Annotated in this window: 15 protein-coding genes; 9 read left to right on the forward strand and 6 right to left on the reverse strand. The window is 73.6% G+C overall.

Annotated features, from left to right (window positions below; all coding sequences use genetic code 11):
• Positions 1–184 precede the first annotated feature (184 nt).
• The gene (locus ACFWU6_RS22265) at positions 185–541 is read right to left on the reverse strand and encodes a hypothetical protein (RefSeq protein WP_383810617.1); all 357 of its coding nucleotides are present in this window, start codon (positions 539–541) and stop codon (positions 185–187) included.
• Between the two features lie 114 nt (positions 542–655).
• On the reverse strand, positions 656–1,159 hold the full coding sequence (locus ACFWU6_RS22270) for an EndoU domain-containing protein (RefSeq protein ID WP_383982653.1): 504 nt from the start codon (positions 1,157–1,159) through the stop codon (positions 656–658).
• A 53-nt stretch (positions 1,160–1,212) separates the two neighbouring features.
• Between ACFWU6_RS22270 and ACFWU6_RS22275 the strand changes: the two genes are divergently transcribed.
• From ACFWU6_RS22275 to ACFWU6_RS22285, 3 genes are all read left to right on the forward strand, one after another.
• Positions 1,213–2,175: a hypothetical protein gene (locus tag ACFWU6_RS22275; protein ID WP_383982656.1), complete on the forward strand. Its 963-nt coding sequence runs from the start codon at positions 1,213–1,215 to the stop codon at positions 2,173–2,175.
• A 101-nt stretch (positions 2,176–2,276) separates the two neighbouring features.
• The gene (locus ACFWU6_RS22280) at positions 2,277–4,409 is read left to right on the forward strand and encodes an acyl-CoA dehydrogenase (RefSeq protein ID WP_383982659.1); all 2,133 of its coding nucleotides are present in this window, start codon (positions 2,277–2,279) and stop codon (positions 4,407–4,409) included.
• Between the two features lie 15 nt (positions 4,410–4,424).
• Positions 4,425–5,612 (forward strand): lipid-transfer protein, encoded by a 1,188-nt coding sequence (locus ACFWU6_RS22285; RefSeq protein ID WP_383982661.1) that lies wholly within the window; start codon positions 4,425–4,427, stop codon positions 5,610–5,612.
• 35 nt (positions 5,613–5,647) lie between these two features.
• On the opposite strand, the gene ACFWU6_RS22290 is transcribed toward ACFWU6_RS22285, so the two are convergent.
• The 3 genes from ACFWU6_RS22290 to ACFWU6_RS22300 form a co-directional block, all read right to left on the reverse strand.
• Positions 5,648–5,914 (reverse strand): hypothetical protein, encoded by a 267-nt coding sequence (locus ACFWU6_RS22290; RefSeq protein ID WP_383810633.1) that lies wholly within the window; start codon positions 5,912–5,914, stop codon positions 5,648–5,650.
• Entirely contained in the window at positions 5,901–6,446 is a 546-nt protein-coding gene (locus tag ACFWU6_RS22295) for an RNA polymerase sigma factor (RefSeq protein ID WP_383982664.1), read from the reverse strand. The genes ACFWU6_RS22290 and ACFWU6_RS22295 overlap by 14 nt, the downstream gene beginning before the upstream one ends.
• A 158-nt stretch (positions 6,447–6,604) precedes the next feature.
• Complete coding sequence (locus ACFWU6_RS22300) at positions 6,605–6,958, reverse strand: DNA-binding response regulator (RefSeq protein WP_383810654.1); 354 nt, start codon at positions 6,956–6,958, stop codon at positions 6,605–6,607.
• A 193-nt stretch (positions 6,959–7,151) separates the two neighbouring features.
• Between ACFWU6_RS22300 and ACFWU6_RS22305 the strand changes: the two genes are divergently transcribed.
• From ACFWU6_RS22305 to ACFWU6_RS22315, 3 genes are read left to right on the forward strand one after another with little or no spacing between them, the layout of a single operon-like run.
• Positions 7,152–8,006 carry a MaoC/PaaZ C-terminal domain-containing protein gene (locus ACFWU6_RS22305; protein ID WP_383982667.1) on the forward strand — a complete coding sequence of 285 codons (855 nt, stop codon included), beginning with the start codon at positions 7,152–7,154 and terminating at the stop codon, positions 8,004–8,006.
• 26 nt (positions 8,007–8,032) lie between these two features.
• Complete coding sequence (locus ACFWU6_RS22310) at positions 8,033–9,109, forward strand: Zn-dependent alcohol dehydrogenase (protein ID WP_383982670.1); 1,077 nt, start codon at positions 8,033–8,035, stop codon at positions 9,107–9,109.
• A 24-nt stretch (positions 9,110–9,133) separates the two neighbouring features.
• The gene (locus ACFWU6_RS22315; protein ID WP_383982673.1) at positions 9,134–10,075 is read left to right on the forward strand and encodes a 3-oxoacyl-ACP reductase; all 942 of its coding nucleotides are present in this window, start codon (positions 9,134–9,136) and stop codon (positions 10,073–10,075) included.
• A gap of 64 nt (positions 10,076–10,139) precedes the next feature.
• Here ACFWU6_RS22315 and ACFWU6_RS22320 read toward each other — a convergent pair whose 3' ends face one another.
• Complete coding sequence (locus ACFWU6_RS22320) at positions 10,140–11,210, reverse strand: hypothetical protein (protein ID WP_383982676.1); 1,071 nt, start codon at positions 11,208–11,210, stop codon at positions 10,140–10,142.
• Between the two features lie 278 nt (positions 11,211–11,488).
• On the opposite strand from ACFWU6_RS22320, the gene ACFWU6_RS22325 reads away from it, so the two are divergent.
• From ACFWU6_RS22325 to ACFWU6_RS22335, 3 genes are read left to right on the forward strand one after another with little or no spacing between them, the layout of a single operon-like run.
• Complete coding sequence (locus ACFWU6_RS22325) at positions 11,489–12,346, forward strand: Nif3-like dinuclear metal center hexameric protein (protein ID WP_383810648.1); 858 nt, start codon at positions 11,489–11,491, stop codon at positions 12,344–12,346.
• The gene (locus tag ACFWU6_RS22330) at positions 12,343–13,086 is read left to right on the forward strand and encodes a zinc ribbon domain-containing protein (protein ID WP_383982735.1); all 744 of its coding nucleotides are present in this window, start codon (positions 12,343–12,345) and stop codon (positions 13,084–13,086) included. Before ACFWU6_RS22325 ends, ACFWU6_RS22330 begins: the two co-directional genes overlap by 4 nt.
• On the forward strand, positions 13,086–14,708 hold the full coding sequence (locus tag ACFWU6_RS22335; protein WP_383982679.1) for a bifunctional RNase H/acid phosphatase: 1,623 nt from the start codon (positions 13,086–13,088) through the stop codon (positions 14,706–14,708). The genes ACFWU6_RS22330 and ACFWU6_RS22335 overlap by 1 nt, the downstream gene beginning before the upstream one ends.
• Positions 14,709–14,774: the final 66 nt, after the last annotated feature.

Here is a 14,774-nt window from a genome sequence, read left to right on the forward strand (position 1 = left end):
CCGCCCGGGCGGTAGGGCGGGGGGGCACCCAAGGGGCCGGGGGGGCCCCGCATCCCCGGGCGCCCCCTGGGCGTTGGCTTTGTTGTGGGCACGCCTTTCTCCGGGCCCGCCCCCGCCGGGGGGGGGGCGGGGCGGACGTGCTGCCGGCCCTGGCCGTTTCCCACCGGGCCAGGGCCGGCAGTTCTCAGCAGGCCGGCACCGAGGACTGGTTGGTCACGAACGACGAGTGCACGTAGGCCCAGACCGGGGCGGACCCGCCGGAGTAGTTGACGTAGGCCTTGAACCACCGGTTGCTGGAGTAGTTCCCGGTCGCCCATCCCGCGTCCTTGTAGCAGGAGACCCAGGACGCCTGCCCGTTCGGGTTGCGCCAGCCGTCCGACGTCACCCAGCCGATGAAGGACCACGACTCCGCGTAGGGCGCTGAGCGGGCCGCGGAGCCGGCCTGGACGGTCATCGTCGGATAGCCGACCGCGTGTGCGGCCGGTGCGATCGTGAGCATGGCGCCGATCATCAGGAAGAAGGCGGCGGTGGCTACGCTCATGCGCTTCAGCAGAACTGTCATGCCTCACCCTTTCGTTCTGGCAGCGGGCTCGAGCCGCGTGCCGGAAACCTCACCGTAGGAGGGCTGTGGCGCTGCTATGGCGATGGCTTCCGATCACAGCGGCAGCGGGTAGGCGGAGACGATGCCCTCTCCGTAGGGCTCCACGATCACGCGGATCGCCAGCCCTTGGTGGTGGCCGTCGACGCGGAAACGGGCCGGGATGGCCCACTCCACGTCCGGGAGGCGATGCCATGGGTTGAACAGCGTCCCGGGCTCGCCGCTGTAGTCGTCGTCCCCGCGGCTCCACCGCGAAGAGGGGTCGGCGGCCACTGCCTGAGCGGCCACGAAGATCTTCTCGTCGGCCCAGTCCTCGGGAAACAGGCTTTTGCCGAGCTGCCTCGCCGCAGCCCGGTCCGAATGAAGCTCCGCGATGTGATCCATACGGAAAGGCGAGAGGTAGCTGCCCGCTTTCCGCAGTTCAGCGCTGATCTCGAGCCCGTCCTCTCCGGACACCGCGATGTCCTCCCAGCCCCCGTACCTCCCGGGCAGAGCCTCTTTGCCGCCCTGTTCGTGGCCGTAGACGTTCCTGGGGTGGTACGGCTCCGGCTCGGTCGTCATCGAGTCTCCTGGAAGGCTGCGAAGGGAGCGTGGCAGGACTATAGGGTGACGCAATGGACGTGGGTCGCGGCAGTGGGCGTCCGCACGACCCGGAGTCGGAGCGGGTCGCCGAGGCCGGAAAGCGATTACGCGTTCTGCTGGCCGGGCGTCGCGCGTACCGGGCGCGCTGGCTGGCCCATACACAGCGCCGGCGAGGGGATGACCTCAGCTACTCCGGGATCGCCCAGGTCGTCGCCCTGTACCTGTGGGAAAGCGGTCTGCGCGCCGACACCGACCACGCCCTGCCCAGGAAGCTGCGCGACCGCGTGCGGCAGGCGCTGCTCGGGCGGCAGCTCACTTACGAGACCATCACCTGGATCGCCGAATCGTTCGATTTCGCGGCCGAGGACGTCGCAGAGGTCTGGGATGCCTTCTCCGGCCGCAGCGCCGTCGACCTGGGCGGGAACGGTGTGTCCTTCACCTTGCGCAGCGCGCCGGTTGCCCTGGTCCGACCGCAGGGTCACCGCACGACGGCCCTGTTCTCGCGCTACTACGTGTCGGCCGACCGCGCCTTGCGGCGGATAGAGACCAGTCACGTCATCGCCGCCGTCAACGACGGCCTCGAAGCCTTTGCCTACAGTCCCCGCGACACGGTGACCGGCGTCGAATCGGTGGTCGGCGGGACCTTCGTCGGATTCCGCCCCAGCAGCCCGGGGTACGTCGGGGTGGAATTCCGGCTGGACCGGCGCCTTGCAGCGGGTGAGCACTCGTCGTTGCAGTACACGACGCTCCACCGGCCGGCATCGGAGCCTTGCGTCCACGTCCGGCGGGCGGCGCGCAAACGCATCGACAATGTCGACATGCGGGTGGTGTTCGAAGCCGTCCGGCCCAGGACGGCCTGGTGGTGCGTGTGGGACGCCTACAGCGGGTCCGAACCGGTCCGTGCGATCGGCATCGATGTCTCACCCGAAGGGGAGCTGCACCAGTTCTTCCCCTCCCTGGAGCAGGCGGTCGTCGGCTTCCAATGGCGGTGGTGACACCGCGGCACCCGCAGGGTGATCGGGTCGCACGCGTGTGACCGGAACACGGCGGCCGTCTGACCTTCCGTCAGAATGGAACGTGTTCTAGTCTGCCGCGCATGGGCATCGGAATCACGCAAGAGCAGCGGGAGTTGGCCGAGGCGGTGCGCGGCTGGGTGGCGCGGGTGGTGCCGCCCGAAGAGGTGCGCAAGCTGCTGGACTCGCCGCCGCGGACCGGGGTGCGGCCCGCCTACTGGGACGCCATGGCCGCGCAGCGGCTGCTGGAGCCGCACCTGGAGGGCGGCACCCTGCTCGACCTCGCTGTCGTCGTGGAGGAGGCCGCGCGCGGTGCGCTGCCCGGGGCGTTCCTGCCGAGTGCGCTCGCCTCCGTCCTGCTGAACCGGGCCGGGGCCGAGCCGCTCGCCGGACGGGTGGGGGCCGTCGCGCTCGGGCCCGGCAGCCTGACCGCCGTCGCCGTCGAGGGCGGCGGCCACCTGCTGGACGGGGACGCGCCCCCGGTGCTGGGCGCCGGAGAGGCCGACCTCGTCCTGCTCGCGGCCGAAGCGGCCCACGGGACCCGCTGGTTCGCCGTGGACGCGCCCGCACTGGACATCCGTACGCATGAGGGCGCCGACCCCACCCGGCCCACCGCCGAGGTGCGGGCCCGCGGGGCCGTGGTGCCCGCCGGACGGCTGCTGGAACTGGACGCGGCCTCGGTCCGGGACCTGGCCTGCACGCTCTTCGCCGCCGACGCGTGCGGTACCGCCGCCTGGGCCGTGCACACCGCCGCCGAACACGCCAAGGTGCGTGAGCAGTTCGGCCGTCCCATCGGGCAGTTCCAGGGCGTCAAACACCTGTGCGCCGACATGCTGGTGCGCCTGGAGCAGGCGCGCGCACTCGCCTGGGACGCCGCGCGGGCGGTGGACGAGAGCGCCGACGTGCGGTCGCTGGCCGCCGCCCTGGCCGCCGGGACCGCCCTGGACGCCGCGTACTCCTGCGCCAAGGACTGCATCCAGGTCCTCGGCGGCATCGGCTTCACCTGGGAGCATGACGCCCACGTCTTCCTGCGCCGGGCGCTCGTCGCCCGCCAGCTCCTCGGCCCCGGCGACGGGCACCGGATGCGGGCCGTCCGGCTCGCCGCGGCCGGCGCCCGGCGGGAGCTGCGCCTGGAGCTCCCGCCGGAGGCCGAGGCGTACCGGGCGAAGGCCCGGACCGCCCTCGGGGACGCGCGGGGCCTCGACCCGGCGGCCGCCCGGCGCATCCTCGCGCCGACCGGCTACGCGGCCCCGTACCTGCCGCCCCCCTACGGTCTCGGCGCCGGGCCCGTCGAACAGCTCGTCGTCCAGCAGGAGCTCCGGGCGGCGGGAGTCAGGCTCGCCGACCTGGGCATCGCCACCTGGGTGGTTCCCTCGCTGCTCGCCTACGGGACCCCGGAGCAGATCGGGGCGCACCTGCTGCCGACGCTGCGCGGGGACACCACCTGGTGCCAGCTCTTCTCCGAGCCGGGCGCCGGCTCCGACCTGGCCTCGCTGCGGACCAGGGCGGAGCGGACCGGGGACGGCGGCTGGAGGGTGAACGGACAGAAGGTGTGGACCAGCTCCGCGCACAGCGCCGACTTCGGCATCCTGCTCGCCCGGACCGACCCGGCCGCGCCCAAGCACAAGGGCCTCGGCTACTTCCTCGTCGACATGAAGAACACCCCCGGCATCGACGTCCGGCCGCTCAAGGAGCTCACGGGGGAGGCCCTCTTCAACGAGGTGTACTTCGATGACGTGCTGCTGCCGGCCGACTCGCTGGTCGGCGCGGTGGACGGCGGCTGGACGGTGGCCCGCAACACCCTCGGCAACGAGCGGGTCCACATGGCCGACCAGATGGCCTTCGACACCGGCCTGGAGGCGCTGATCGCCCGCGCCGAGACGCTGGACGGCGCCTACCGCGCACGGATCGGCGCCCTGGCGGCCGAGGCGCACGCACTGGCCTGCATCGGGATGCGGACCACCCTCCAGCAGGTGTCGGGGCTGGAGCCGGGCGCGGGCGCCTCGGTGCGCAAACTCGTCCAGACCCCGCACCAGCAGCGGACCGCCGAGCTCGTGCTCGAACTGCTCGGGCCGGCGGGAGCGGTGCGGGAGGGGGCGGGGGAGCGGGCGGTGCACGGGATGCTCATGTCCCGCTGCCTGACCATCGCCGGGGGCACCACGCAGGTCCAGCTGAACGTCGTCGCCGAGCGGATTCTCGGCCTCCCCAGGGACTGAAGGGACAGCAGGGACATGAAGTCGTACATCGTGGGCGTCGGCATGACGAAGTTCGAGAAGCCGGAGTCGAGGGACTGGCAGTACTGGGACATGGTGAAGGAGGCCGGGTCCGCGGCGCTCGCGGACGCGGGCGTGGACTACGGGCTGGTCGAGCAGGTGCCGGTGGGCCACTGCTTCCAGGCCTCCACCGCCGGCCAGCGGGCCGCGTACGAGCTGGGGCTGAGCGGGGTCCCGGTCTACAACGTGAACAACAACTGCGCGACGGGCTCGACGGCGCTGATGATGGCCCGGCAGTTCGTCGAGGGCGGGATCAGCGATTGCGTGCTCGCGCTCGGCTTCGAGAAGATGAAGCGCGGCGCGCTGGGCGGCGGGGCCGACGGCGGCGACTTCGCGACCTCGCCGGTGGCCCGCCACTACGGGATCATGGCGGCCGGACACGGCTTCGAGATGTCCCCGCCCACCGCCCAGATCTTCGGGAACGCGGCGCGCGAGCACATGGAGCGGTACGGGACCACGGCCGCGCAACTGGCGGCGGTGGGCGCCAAGAACCACCGGCACTCGGCCGGGAACCCGAACGCGCAGTTCCAGGACGTGTACTCGGTGGAGGAGATCCTGGCGGCGAAGCCCATCCACGACCCGCTGACCAAGCTCCAGTGCTCGCCCACCTCGGACGGGGCGGCGGCCGCGCTGGTGGTCTCGGAGCGGTTCGTGGTGCGGCACGGGCTGCACGACAGGGCGGTCGAGATCGTGGCGCAGTCGATGACGACGGACACGGAGGAGTCCTTCGCGTCCGGCTCGTGCATCGACGTGGTCGGCAAGCCGATGTCGGCCGCGGCGGCGCGGCAGGTGTACGAGGCCTCGGGGCTCGGCATCGAGGACGTGGACGTCGTGGAGCTGCACGACTGCTTCTCGATCAACGAGCTGCTGACGTACGAGGCGCTCGGGATGTGCGGGGACGGCGGCGCCGGGAAGCTGGTGGAGAGCGGGGCGACGACGTACGGCGGGCGGTGGGTGGTCAACCCGTCGGGGGGCCTGATCTCGAAGGGGCACCCGCTGGGGGCGACCGGGCTGGCGCAGGCGGCGGAGCTGGTGTGGCAGCTGCGGGGGGAGGCGGGGCCGCGGCAAGTGGCCGGAGCGGGGGTGGGCCTTGCCCACAACATCGGGCTGGGGGGTGCGGCGGTGGTGACCCTGCTCCGAAGGTGACGCCGCCGGCCCCTGCCCGGCGGGGCTGAAAGCCGTCAGCGCTTCAGTTCGCAGCGGCCGTTTGCGCACTCCCGGCGGAGCCGGCCCCGGGAGACGGTCTGGGCCAGGCCGATCGCCCAGCACATCGGGCAGCCGCGCAGGGCGACGAGGCCGACCGGTGCGAGGAGCAGGGTAGCCGGGCCGAAGGCCGGGAGGAGGGCGAGGGACGCAGCCAGTGCGCCGAAGCCCACCGCGCCGCGCGCCAGGTGCCGTGGCACGGACGCGCTCGCGAAGCCGGCGGAGGGGGTGTCAGTGGTGGGCATAAAGGTCTCCCAGGGTGTGCTGGACGGTCGCGCGGGCCCGGTGGAGCCGCGATTTCATTGCGGCCGTGCTGAGCCCGAGGGCCTCCGCGGCCATCCGGCCGCTGAAGCCTTGGACGTCCCGCAGGATCAGTACGCGCCGCTGGTCCGCAGGCAGCGCGGCGATCGCCTCCGCCACCCGCCCCGCCTCCAGGCGTTGCAGCACCTCGTCCTCGGCCGACATCACGGCGGCCTCGGGCAGCTGCGCCCGCTCCCGCGGCATCAGCCGGGCACGGCGCAGGCACTCGTTGCGGACGATGCGGAACATCCACGACGCCAGTGCCCCGGACGCCCTCAGCATGCCGATCCTGCGGTACAGGATGATCAGGGCTTCCTGGGCCGCGTCCTCGGCGTCCTCACGCGACGCGCACAGCGAGTGCGCGAAGCGCCGTACGTTCGGGTGCGATCCGGCGACCAGGGCGGTGAGCGAGTTGAGGTCACCGGCCTGCGCGGCGACGATCAGGGCCTCGCCGGGCCATTCCGTCCGGTCAGCCACGGGTCCGGCCCCGTCCACGGCGCAGTACGAGGACGCACGTGCAGAGCAGGACGAGCGCGCCGGTGCCCACGAGAACAGTGATCACGACAACCTCCAGGTCACGTGCCGACCTTGGCATCGGCACGTACACACAAGAGGCGCGACCCCTGCGAAAGGATTCACCCCAGGCTCGGATCGACCACCGTCTCGCCCATGGAGGCGCGGCGGATCGCGTCCGCCAGGTCTTCGACCGGGCCGTCGCGCAGGACCAGCCCGGCCGCGCCCGCGGTGAGCGAGGCGTCCAGCAGGCCGGGGTGGGCCGAGCCCGTCAGGACGAGGATCCGGCACTCGGGATCGTCCTCCAGCAGGGCGCTCACGGCCGTGAGCTCCTCCACCAGCGCCACCGCCGGCCGCGCCGTCAGGTCCCGTACGACCTCGATGTCCGGCTGGAGGCCGAGCTGGAAGGCCAGGGCCGGGTTCTGCGGATCCAGCAGGACCCGTAGGGCGCGGGCCTGGCGGTGTTCCACGGGCATTTCGTCCACGAGGAAAGCCTATCTGACGTGAAGTCAGGAGTCTTCCCAACTGCAGGGGCGTGCGTTATACATTCCCTCACCGGCCGGGCCTAGAACGCGTTCTAGAACCGGCCCCCGCATACGACCTCGGTGCGGCCGACGGTGCGGACGGCTGCACCGAGGTCTTCCAAAGACACATAGGAGCAGCATCCTCATGCCGATCGATGCCGCCAAGGCCCTCGCCGCCGAACCCCGCCGGGGGGACATCGCCTGGGACCACAAGGACATCCAGCTCTACCACCTCGGCCTCGGCGCGGGCCTGCCCGCCACCGACCCCGACGAGCTGCGCTACACCCTGGAGTCCAGGCTCCACGTCCTGCCCAGCTTCGCGACCGTCGCCGGCGCCGGCATGGCCATGATGGGCGGACTCGCCGCCCCCGGGATCGACGTGGACCTCGCCGCCGTCCTGCACGGCGGCCAGTCCATCGAGCTGCACCGGCCCATCCCCGTCACGGGGGAGGCCACCAGCACCGCCACGGTCGCCGCCCTCTACGACAAGGGCAAGGCCGCCGTCATCGTCCTGCGCTCCGAGGTCGCGGACGCCGACGGGCCCCTGTGGACCAGCGACGCGCAGATCTTCGTACGGGGAGAAGGCGGCTTCGGCGGCGAGCGCGGGCCCTCCGTCAGGGAGGAGCTGCCCGAGCGCGCACCCGACCGTACGGAGGAGCGGACCATCCGCGAGGAGCAGGCGCTGCTCTACCGGCTCTCCGGCGACTGGAACCCGCTGCACGCCGACCCGGAGTTCGCCAAGCTGGCCGGCTTCGACCGGCCGATCCTGCACGGCCTGTGCTCGTACGGGATGACCCTCAAGGCCGTCGTCGACACGGCGCTGGACGGGGACGTGTCCCGGGTCCGCGCCTACCGCACGCGCTTCGCGGGGATCGTCTTCCCGGGCGAGACGCTGCGCATCCGGATGTGGCAGGAGCCCGGCCGCGTCCTGGTGTCGGTGACCGCCGCAGACCGGGACGACGTGCCGGTCCTCGCCGACACCGTCGTCGAACACGCGTAAGACAGACCGACAGAAGGAGCCGCACCGTGCGCGCAGCACTGCAGAGCGAGATCGGCCAGGACAAGCTCGAGGTCGTCGACGACATGGAGGCCGTGGGCCTCGGCCCCGGCAAGGTGAAGATCCGCATCAAGGCCACCGGCCTGTGCCACTCCGACCTCTCCGCGATGAACGGCATCCTGCCGCAGCCCGCCCCCTTCGTCCCGGGACACGAGGGCTCCGGGGTCATCGCCGACGTCGGCGACGGCGTCACGCACCTGGAGCAGGGCGACCGGGTCCTCGTCTGCTGGCTGCCGCCGTGCGGCACCTGTCCGTCCTGCAAGCGCGGCCAGGGCCACCTCTGCCTGGCCAGCCTGGTCAACGCCGGCACCCCCAACTTCCGCCGCGCGGGCGGCGACATCTTCGGCTTCGCGGCCACCGGGACCTTCGCCGAGGAGCTGGTCGTCGACGCCGCCTGCGCCGTACCCATCCCCGACGACGTGCCCTTCGACATCGCCGCCCTGATCGGCTGCGGGGTCACCACCGGGCTCGGCGCCGCCATCAACACCGCCGGGGTGGAGGCGGGCTCCTCGGTCGCCGTCATCGGCTGCGGCGGCGTCGGCATCTCCGTCATCCAGGGCGCCAAGGTCCAGGGCGCCGCCCAGATCGTCGCCGTCGACCCGGTGACGTCGCGGCGCGAGGCCGCCCTGCGCTTCGGGGCCTCCGAGGCGGTCGCACCGGACGCCTTCGACGACGCCAGGAACCGCATCACCGGCGGCGAGGGCTTCGACTACGTCTTCGAGGTCGTCGGCAAGTCCGCCACCGCGCAGACCGCGTACAAGATGACCCGGCGCGGCGGCACCGTGTGCGTGGTCGGCGCGGGCGCCATGGACGACACCTTCCAGATCGACATGTTCTCGCTGTTCTTCGACGAGAAGAGGATCCTGCCGTCGATGTACGGGGGCGGCGACGTGCTCCGCTCCTACGAGCGCACCATCGCCCTGTGGCGGGCCGGCCGCGTGGACCTGGAGAGCCTGATCACGCACCGGGTCCAGCTCGCCGAGATCAACGACGCCCTCGACCAGATGCGCACCGGTACCGCCCTGCGCACATGCATCGAACTCTGACCCGTTTCGAGAGGAACCGTACGGATGCCACTGCCACTTGAGGGACTCTCCGCCATCGTCACCGGCGCCGGCCGCGGGCTGGGCCGGGCCGAGGCGGTCGAACTCGCTCGGCTCGGCGCGAGCGTGGTCGTCAACGACTTCGGCCAGAGCGGCCGGGACGGCTCCGGGGAGGCCTCGGCCGCACCGGCCGAGGAGGTGGCCGCCGAGATCCGTGCGGCGGGCGGGCAGGCGGTGGCGCACCTGGGGGACGTGGCCGATTTCGAGCAGGCCCGCGAGCTGGTCGAGCTGGCGGTGTCCCGCTTCGGGAAGCTCGACGTGCTGGTCAACAACGCGGGCATCCTGCGCGACCGGATGGTCTTCTCGATGTCGGAGCAGGAGTGGGACTCGGTCATCCGCGTCCACCTCAAGGGCCACTTCAACACCACGCACTTCGCGTCCGCGCACTGGCGGGAGCGCTCCAAGGCCGCGGGCGGCCCCGTCTACGGCCGGATCGTCAACACCTCCTCCGAGGCCTTCCTCGGCGGCTCGGCCGGCCAGCCGAACTACGCGGCGGCCAAGGGCGGCATCGTGGGCCTGACCACCTCCACCGCCCTGGCCCTCGCCAAGTACGGGGTGACGGCCAATGCCATCTGCCCCCGTGCCCGCACCCGGATGACCGAGGACGTCTTCGCCGGCTTCCAGGTCCCCGAGGAGGGCAGGCTCGACGCCCTCGCACCCGAGCACGTCTCCCCGCTCGTCGGCTACCTGGCCTCGCCCGCCTCGGCCAGGGTCAACGGGCAGCTGTTCGTCGTCCACGGCGGGATCGTGGCCGTGATGGAACGGCCCAAGGTGGCCGCCAAGTTCGACACCGCCAAGGAGTCCTTCTCCTACGAGGAGCTCGACGAGCTCCTCACCCCGCACTACGAGGCGCGCCCGGCGGACGAGACCTTCGCCGCGACGGAGGTCCTCGGCCTCAAGCACGGCTGACGGGTACCGGCACCGGAACCGGCGCCGGGCGGGCGGGACCGGCGCAGGCCCCGCGCGCCCGGCGTCACCGCAGCGGAGCCTGCTGGAGCGGCACCGGGCGCGCCGCCCGCGGCGAGGGGTCCAGCCGGACCGGCGGCGGGGGCGCGGCCGGCAGGCTCAACCCGACGATCCCGCACGGCACGTCGGGCGTCGCGTACGGGAGGTGCAGGCGGCCCTGCGCACTCCACAGGCCCGCCCCGCCGAGCCAGCCCGCCGGGGCGCCGAGCCGGAAGACGCGCCGGTCGGCGGGGCGCCACAGGACCAGGCCGCCCTCGGCCGACCGCAGCGCGACACCGCAGCTCTCCGGCATCAGCGCCTGCCCGGGCTGCACGGCGAAGGGCACGGCCGCGGGGCCCTCGGCCCGCAGGCACTCGGGGAAGCGCACCGGCAGGGAACTGCCCAGCACCCCCCAGCCCAGGCGCGGCACGCCCGGTGCGTCCGAGCGGATGAGCAGCAGCCCGCTGTCCGGGTCGGCCAGCAGGAGGCGGTCGTCGCTGTCGTCCGTGATCTGGAGCAGCGGGGACACCCCGCCGCGCCCCAGGTCCACGGCGACGGCCTTGACGGTGCCGTCCAGCTCGCGGTCCAGGGCCAGCAGCCGCCCCGTGCGGTCCAGCCAGACGCCGCCCGAGCACCGCCCCGGGAGGCGGGCGACCCGCTCCGGCCCGAAGGCGCGGCCGGCCACCTGCCAGACCGTGGTCCCGGTGTCGGACGCCGCCAGCGCGAAGGCCGCGTGTCCGTCCGGGGACGGCGGCAGCAGGGTGACCAGTACGCCCTCCTCCCAGTCCACGGCGCCCAGCTGGAGCTCGCCGGTGCGCGGGCCGGCCGCGGCGCCGGTCGGGTACAGCAGGGCGAAGGAGTGCCGCTCCGCCACCCGCCGGTGGATGAGCACCCGCCCGTCGGCCAGCGGCAGCACCTCGCTGTCGGCCTCCTCGGGCTGCGCGAGCGGCAGGGGCACCGCGTACGCCTCGGGTCCGGCGAGGGTCCAGCGCTCCACGTACCGGGCGTCCCCGTTCCCGGCGAGCCGGGCGGCGTACGACCCGTCCGCCGTGATCGTGAACGGGTCGGTGGTCGTCATTTCGATGGCACAGACAGTCATCCGTGCGTCACCTCCGGTGAGGAAGCTAGTTTTCGCAGCTCACGCCGAACAACACCACCCGGCCCGCTTCACACGTACGGGGGGCCGCTCCGTGATTCCGTTGCGGCGGCGGAGGTGATTGTGCTGTGCGAAACCGGGGCGTTCCTCCCCGCGCAGCGGGCCGCGCGCGCCCCTGCGCGGCGGCGGCGGTGCGCCGACGCCCCCGTCGTCTCCCCGGGTGCCAGGTTCCGGGGGCCGGCGGGCCCGGGGCCGGTCGCGACGGACGGTAGCCTTGACCCGTGCCCCGCCTCTCTGAAGTCATCGCCGCCCTGGACGCCCTCTGGCCCCCCTCGCGGGCCGAGCAGTGGGACGCCGTCGGCACCGTCTGCGGCGACCCCGACGCCGAGGTCACCCGGGTCCTGTTCGCCGTGGACCCCGTGCAGGAGATCGCCGACGAGGCGCTGAAGCTGGGCGCCGACCTGATCGTCACCCACCACCCCCTGTACCTGCGCGGCACGACCACCGTCGAGGCCGGCACCTTCAAGGGCCGCGTCGTGCACACGCTGATCAAGAACGACATCGCGCTGCACGTCGCCCACACCAACGCCGACAGCGCCGACCCCGGTGTCTCCGACGCCCTCGCCGGCGCCCTGGACCTGCGGGTCACCGGACCGCTGGTGCCCGACCCGAGCGACCCGCACGGCCGCCGCGGCCTCGGCCGGATCTGCGAGCTGGACCATCCCGAGACCCTGCGCGAGTTCGCCGCCCGCGCCGCCGCCCGGCTGCCGCGCACCGCGCAGGGCATCCGCGTCGCCGGCGACCCGGAGGCGGTCATCCGCACCGTCGCCGTCAGCGGAGGCTCCGGCGACAGCCTCTTCGAGCAGGTCAGGGCCGCCGGAGTGGACGCCTTCCTGACCGCCGACCTGCGCCACCACCCGGTGTCCGAGGCCCGCGAGCGCAGTCCGCTCGCCCTCGTCGACGCCGCCCACTGGGCCACCGAGTGGCCCTGGTGCGAGCAGGCCGCCGCGCAGCTCGACGCGATCTCCGAGCGCCACGGCTGGGGTCTGCGTACCCACGTCTCGCGCACGGTCACCGACCCGTGGACGGCGCACGCGCCGTCCGTGACCACCCCCTCTCTCCCTGGAGCCCCCAACTGAACGCCGAGCCCGCCGACCAGATCCGACTTCTCGACGTCCAGAACCTCGACGTCCGGCTGTCTCAGCTCGCCCACAAGCTCAACTCGCTGCCCGAGCACGCCGAGCTCGACGCGCTCACCAAGGACCTGACGCAGCAGCGCGATCTGCTCGTCGCCGCCCAGACCCAGGCGAGCGACACCGCGCGCGAGCAGACCAAGGCGGAGCAGGACGTGGACCAGGTGCGCCAGCGCGCGGCCCGCGACCAGCAGCGGCTCGACTCGGGCGTCGGCGTCTCCGCCCGCGACCTGGCGAACCTGCAGAACGAGGTCGTCTCCCTCGCCAAGCGCCAGGGCGACCTGGAGGACGTGGTCCTCGACGTCATGGAGCGCCTGGAGGCGTCGACCGAGCGGGTCGCCGCGCTGACCGGGCGGGTGACCGCCCTGGAGGGCGAGGTCGCCGACGCCACCGCGCGCCGCGAGGCGGCCACGGCCGAGATCGACGCCGAGGTGGCCAAGATCACCAAGGACCGCGAGGTCGTCGTCGGCTCCATGCCCACCGACCTGATGGCCCTGTACGAGAAGATCCGCGCCAAGCAGGGCGGGGTCGGCGCCGCGCGCCTCTACCAGCGCCGCTGCGAGGGCTGCCGCCTGGAGCTCGACATGGCCGAGGTCAACGAGATCAAGGCCGCGGCGCGCAACCAGGTCGTACGCCACGAGAACTGCGGCCGCATCCTGGTCCGTACGGCCGACTCGGGCATCTGATGCCGCGGTTTGTCGTGGAGGCGGACGGCGGCTCCCGGGGCAACCCGGGGCCCGCCGGCTACGGCGCGGTCGTCCTCGACCCGGTGACGGGCGAGACGCTGGCCGAGCGCGCCGAGTACATCGGCGTCGCGACGAACAACGTGGCGGAGTACCGGGGCCTGATCGCCGGGCTCCGGGCGGCGCGCGAGCTCGCCGAGGACGCGGTCGTGCTGGTCCGGATGGACTCCAAGCTCGTCGTGGAGCAGATGTCGGGCCGCTGGAAGATCAAGCACCCCGACATGAAGCCGCTCGCGGCGGAGGCCGCGAAGATCCTTCCGCGCGCGCAGGTGACGTACGAGTGGATGCCGCGCGAGAAGAACAAGCACGCGGACCGGCTCGCCAACGAGGCGATGGACGCGGGCAAGCGCGGCCGGCCGTGGCAGCCCTCGGACTCCACGGCCGTCTTCGACCGGGGCGCCGCCCGTGCGCTCGCGGTCCCGCCGTCGGGCCCCCCGGGGGACGCGGCGGCGGGCGCCGCCGCGGTCCGGGCAGCGCTCGCCGCCGGGTCGGGAGCGCGGGCGGGCGGCGCCGGGCACGGCGCCGCGCAGGAGCGGGCCGCGGCCCAGCGGGCGGCGGCGGACACGCTGTTCGCGCAGACCGAAGCCGTACCGGACGCCCCGGCGGCGGCGGTGGCCGCCCCGGCCACGGCGCCCACGATCGAACCCTGCCTCGACGCCGACACCCAGACGCCGGTGGAGACCCCGGCGCAGCCCCCGGCCGCCACGGGCACGGCGACGGGCTCCGGCGCGGCGACGGCCACGGCGGCCGAGACCGGCACGGCGACCGACCTCGGCACGGCGACGGGCACGGCGACCGGCTCCGCAACGCTCACGAACACGGGCACGGGCACGACGGCCGGCTCCGCAACGGTGACCGGCGCGGGCACGGCGGGCGACGCGGGCGTGGCCACGGCCACCGGAACCGGGGCCGCGGCGGCCCCCGGCTGGGGGCCCGACATGGGCGCCCCCGCCACCTTCGTGCTGCTGCGCCACGGCGAGACCGCCCTCACCCCGCAGAAGCGCTTCTCCGGCAGCGGCGGCTCCGACCCCGAGCTGTCTCCCACCGGCCACCGCCAGGCCGCAGCCGTCGCCGAGGCGCTCGCCGCACGCGGCACCGTCCAGGCCGTGGTCAGCTCCCCGCTGCGCCGCTGCCGGGAGACCGCCCGCGCCGTCGCGGACCGCCTCGGGCTCACCGTGACGGTCGAAGAGGGCCTGCGCGAGGTGGACTTCGGCGCCTGGGAGGGCCTGACCTTCGCCGAGGTGCGGGAGCGCTTCCCGGACGACCTCCAGGCCTGGCTGGACTCCCCTAGGGCGGCTCCCACCGGTGGCGGCGAGAGCTTCGCGACCGCCACCCGCCGGATCTCCGCGACCCGCGACCGGCTGCTCGCGGCCCACGCGGGCCGCACGGTCCTGCTGGTCACGCACGTGACCCCGGTGAAGATCCTGGTCCGCCTCGCCCTGGGCGCCCCGCCGGAGTCGCTGTTCCGCATGGAGCTCTCGGCCGCCTCGCTGTCGGCGGTGGCCTACTACGCGGACGGCAACGCCTCGGTCCGGCTGCTCAACGACACGGCGCACCTGCGCTGACCCGGCGCGTCCGCCCGCGCGGCGGACGGCCGCCGCCGGGAACAGGAGAACCCCCGCCCACCGGGC

Source organism: Streptomyces sp. NPDC058674 (assembly GCF_042716505.1).
Classification (GTDB): domain Bacteria; phylum Actinomycetota; class Actinomycetes; order Streptomycetales; family Streptomycetaceae; genus Streptomyces.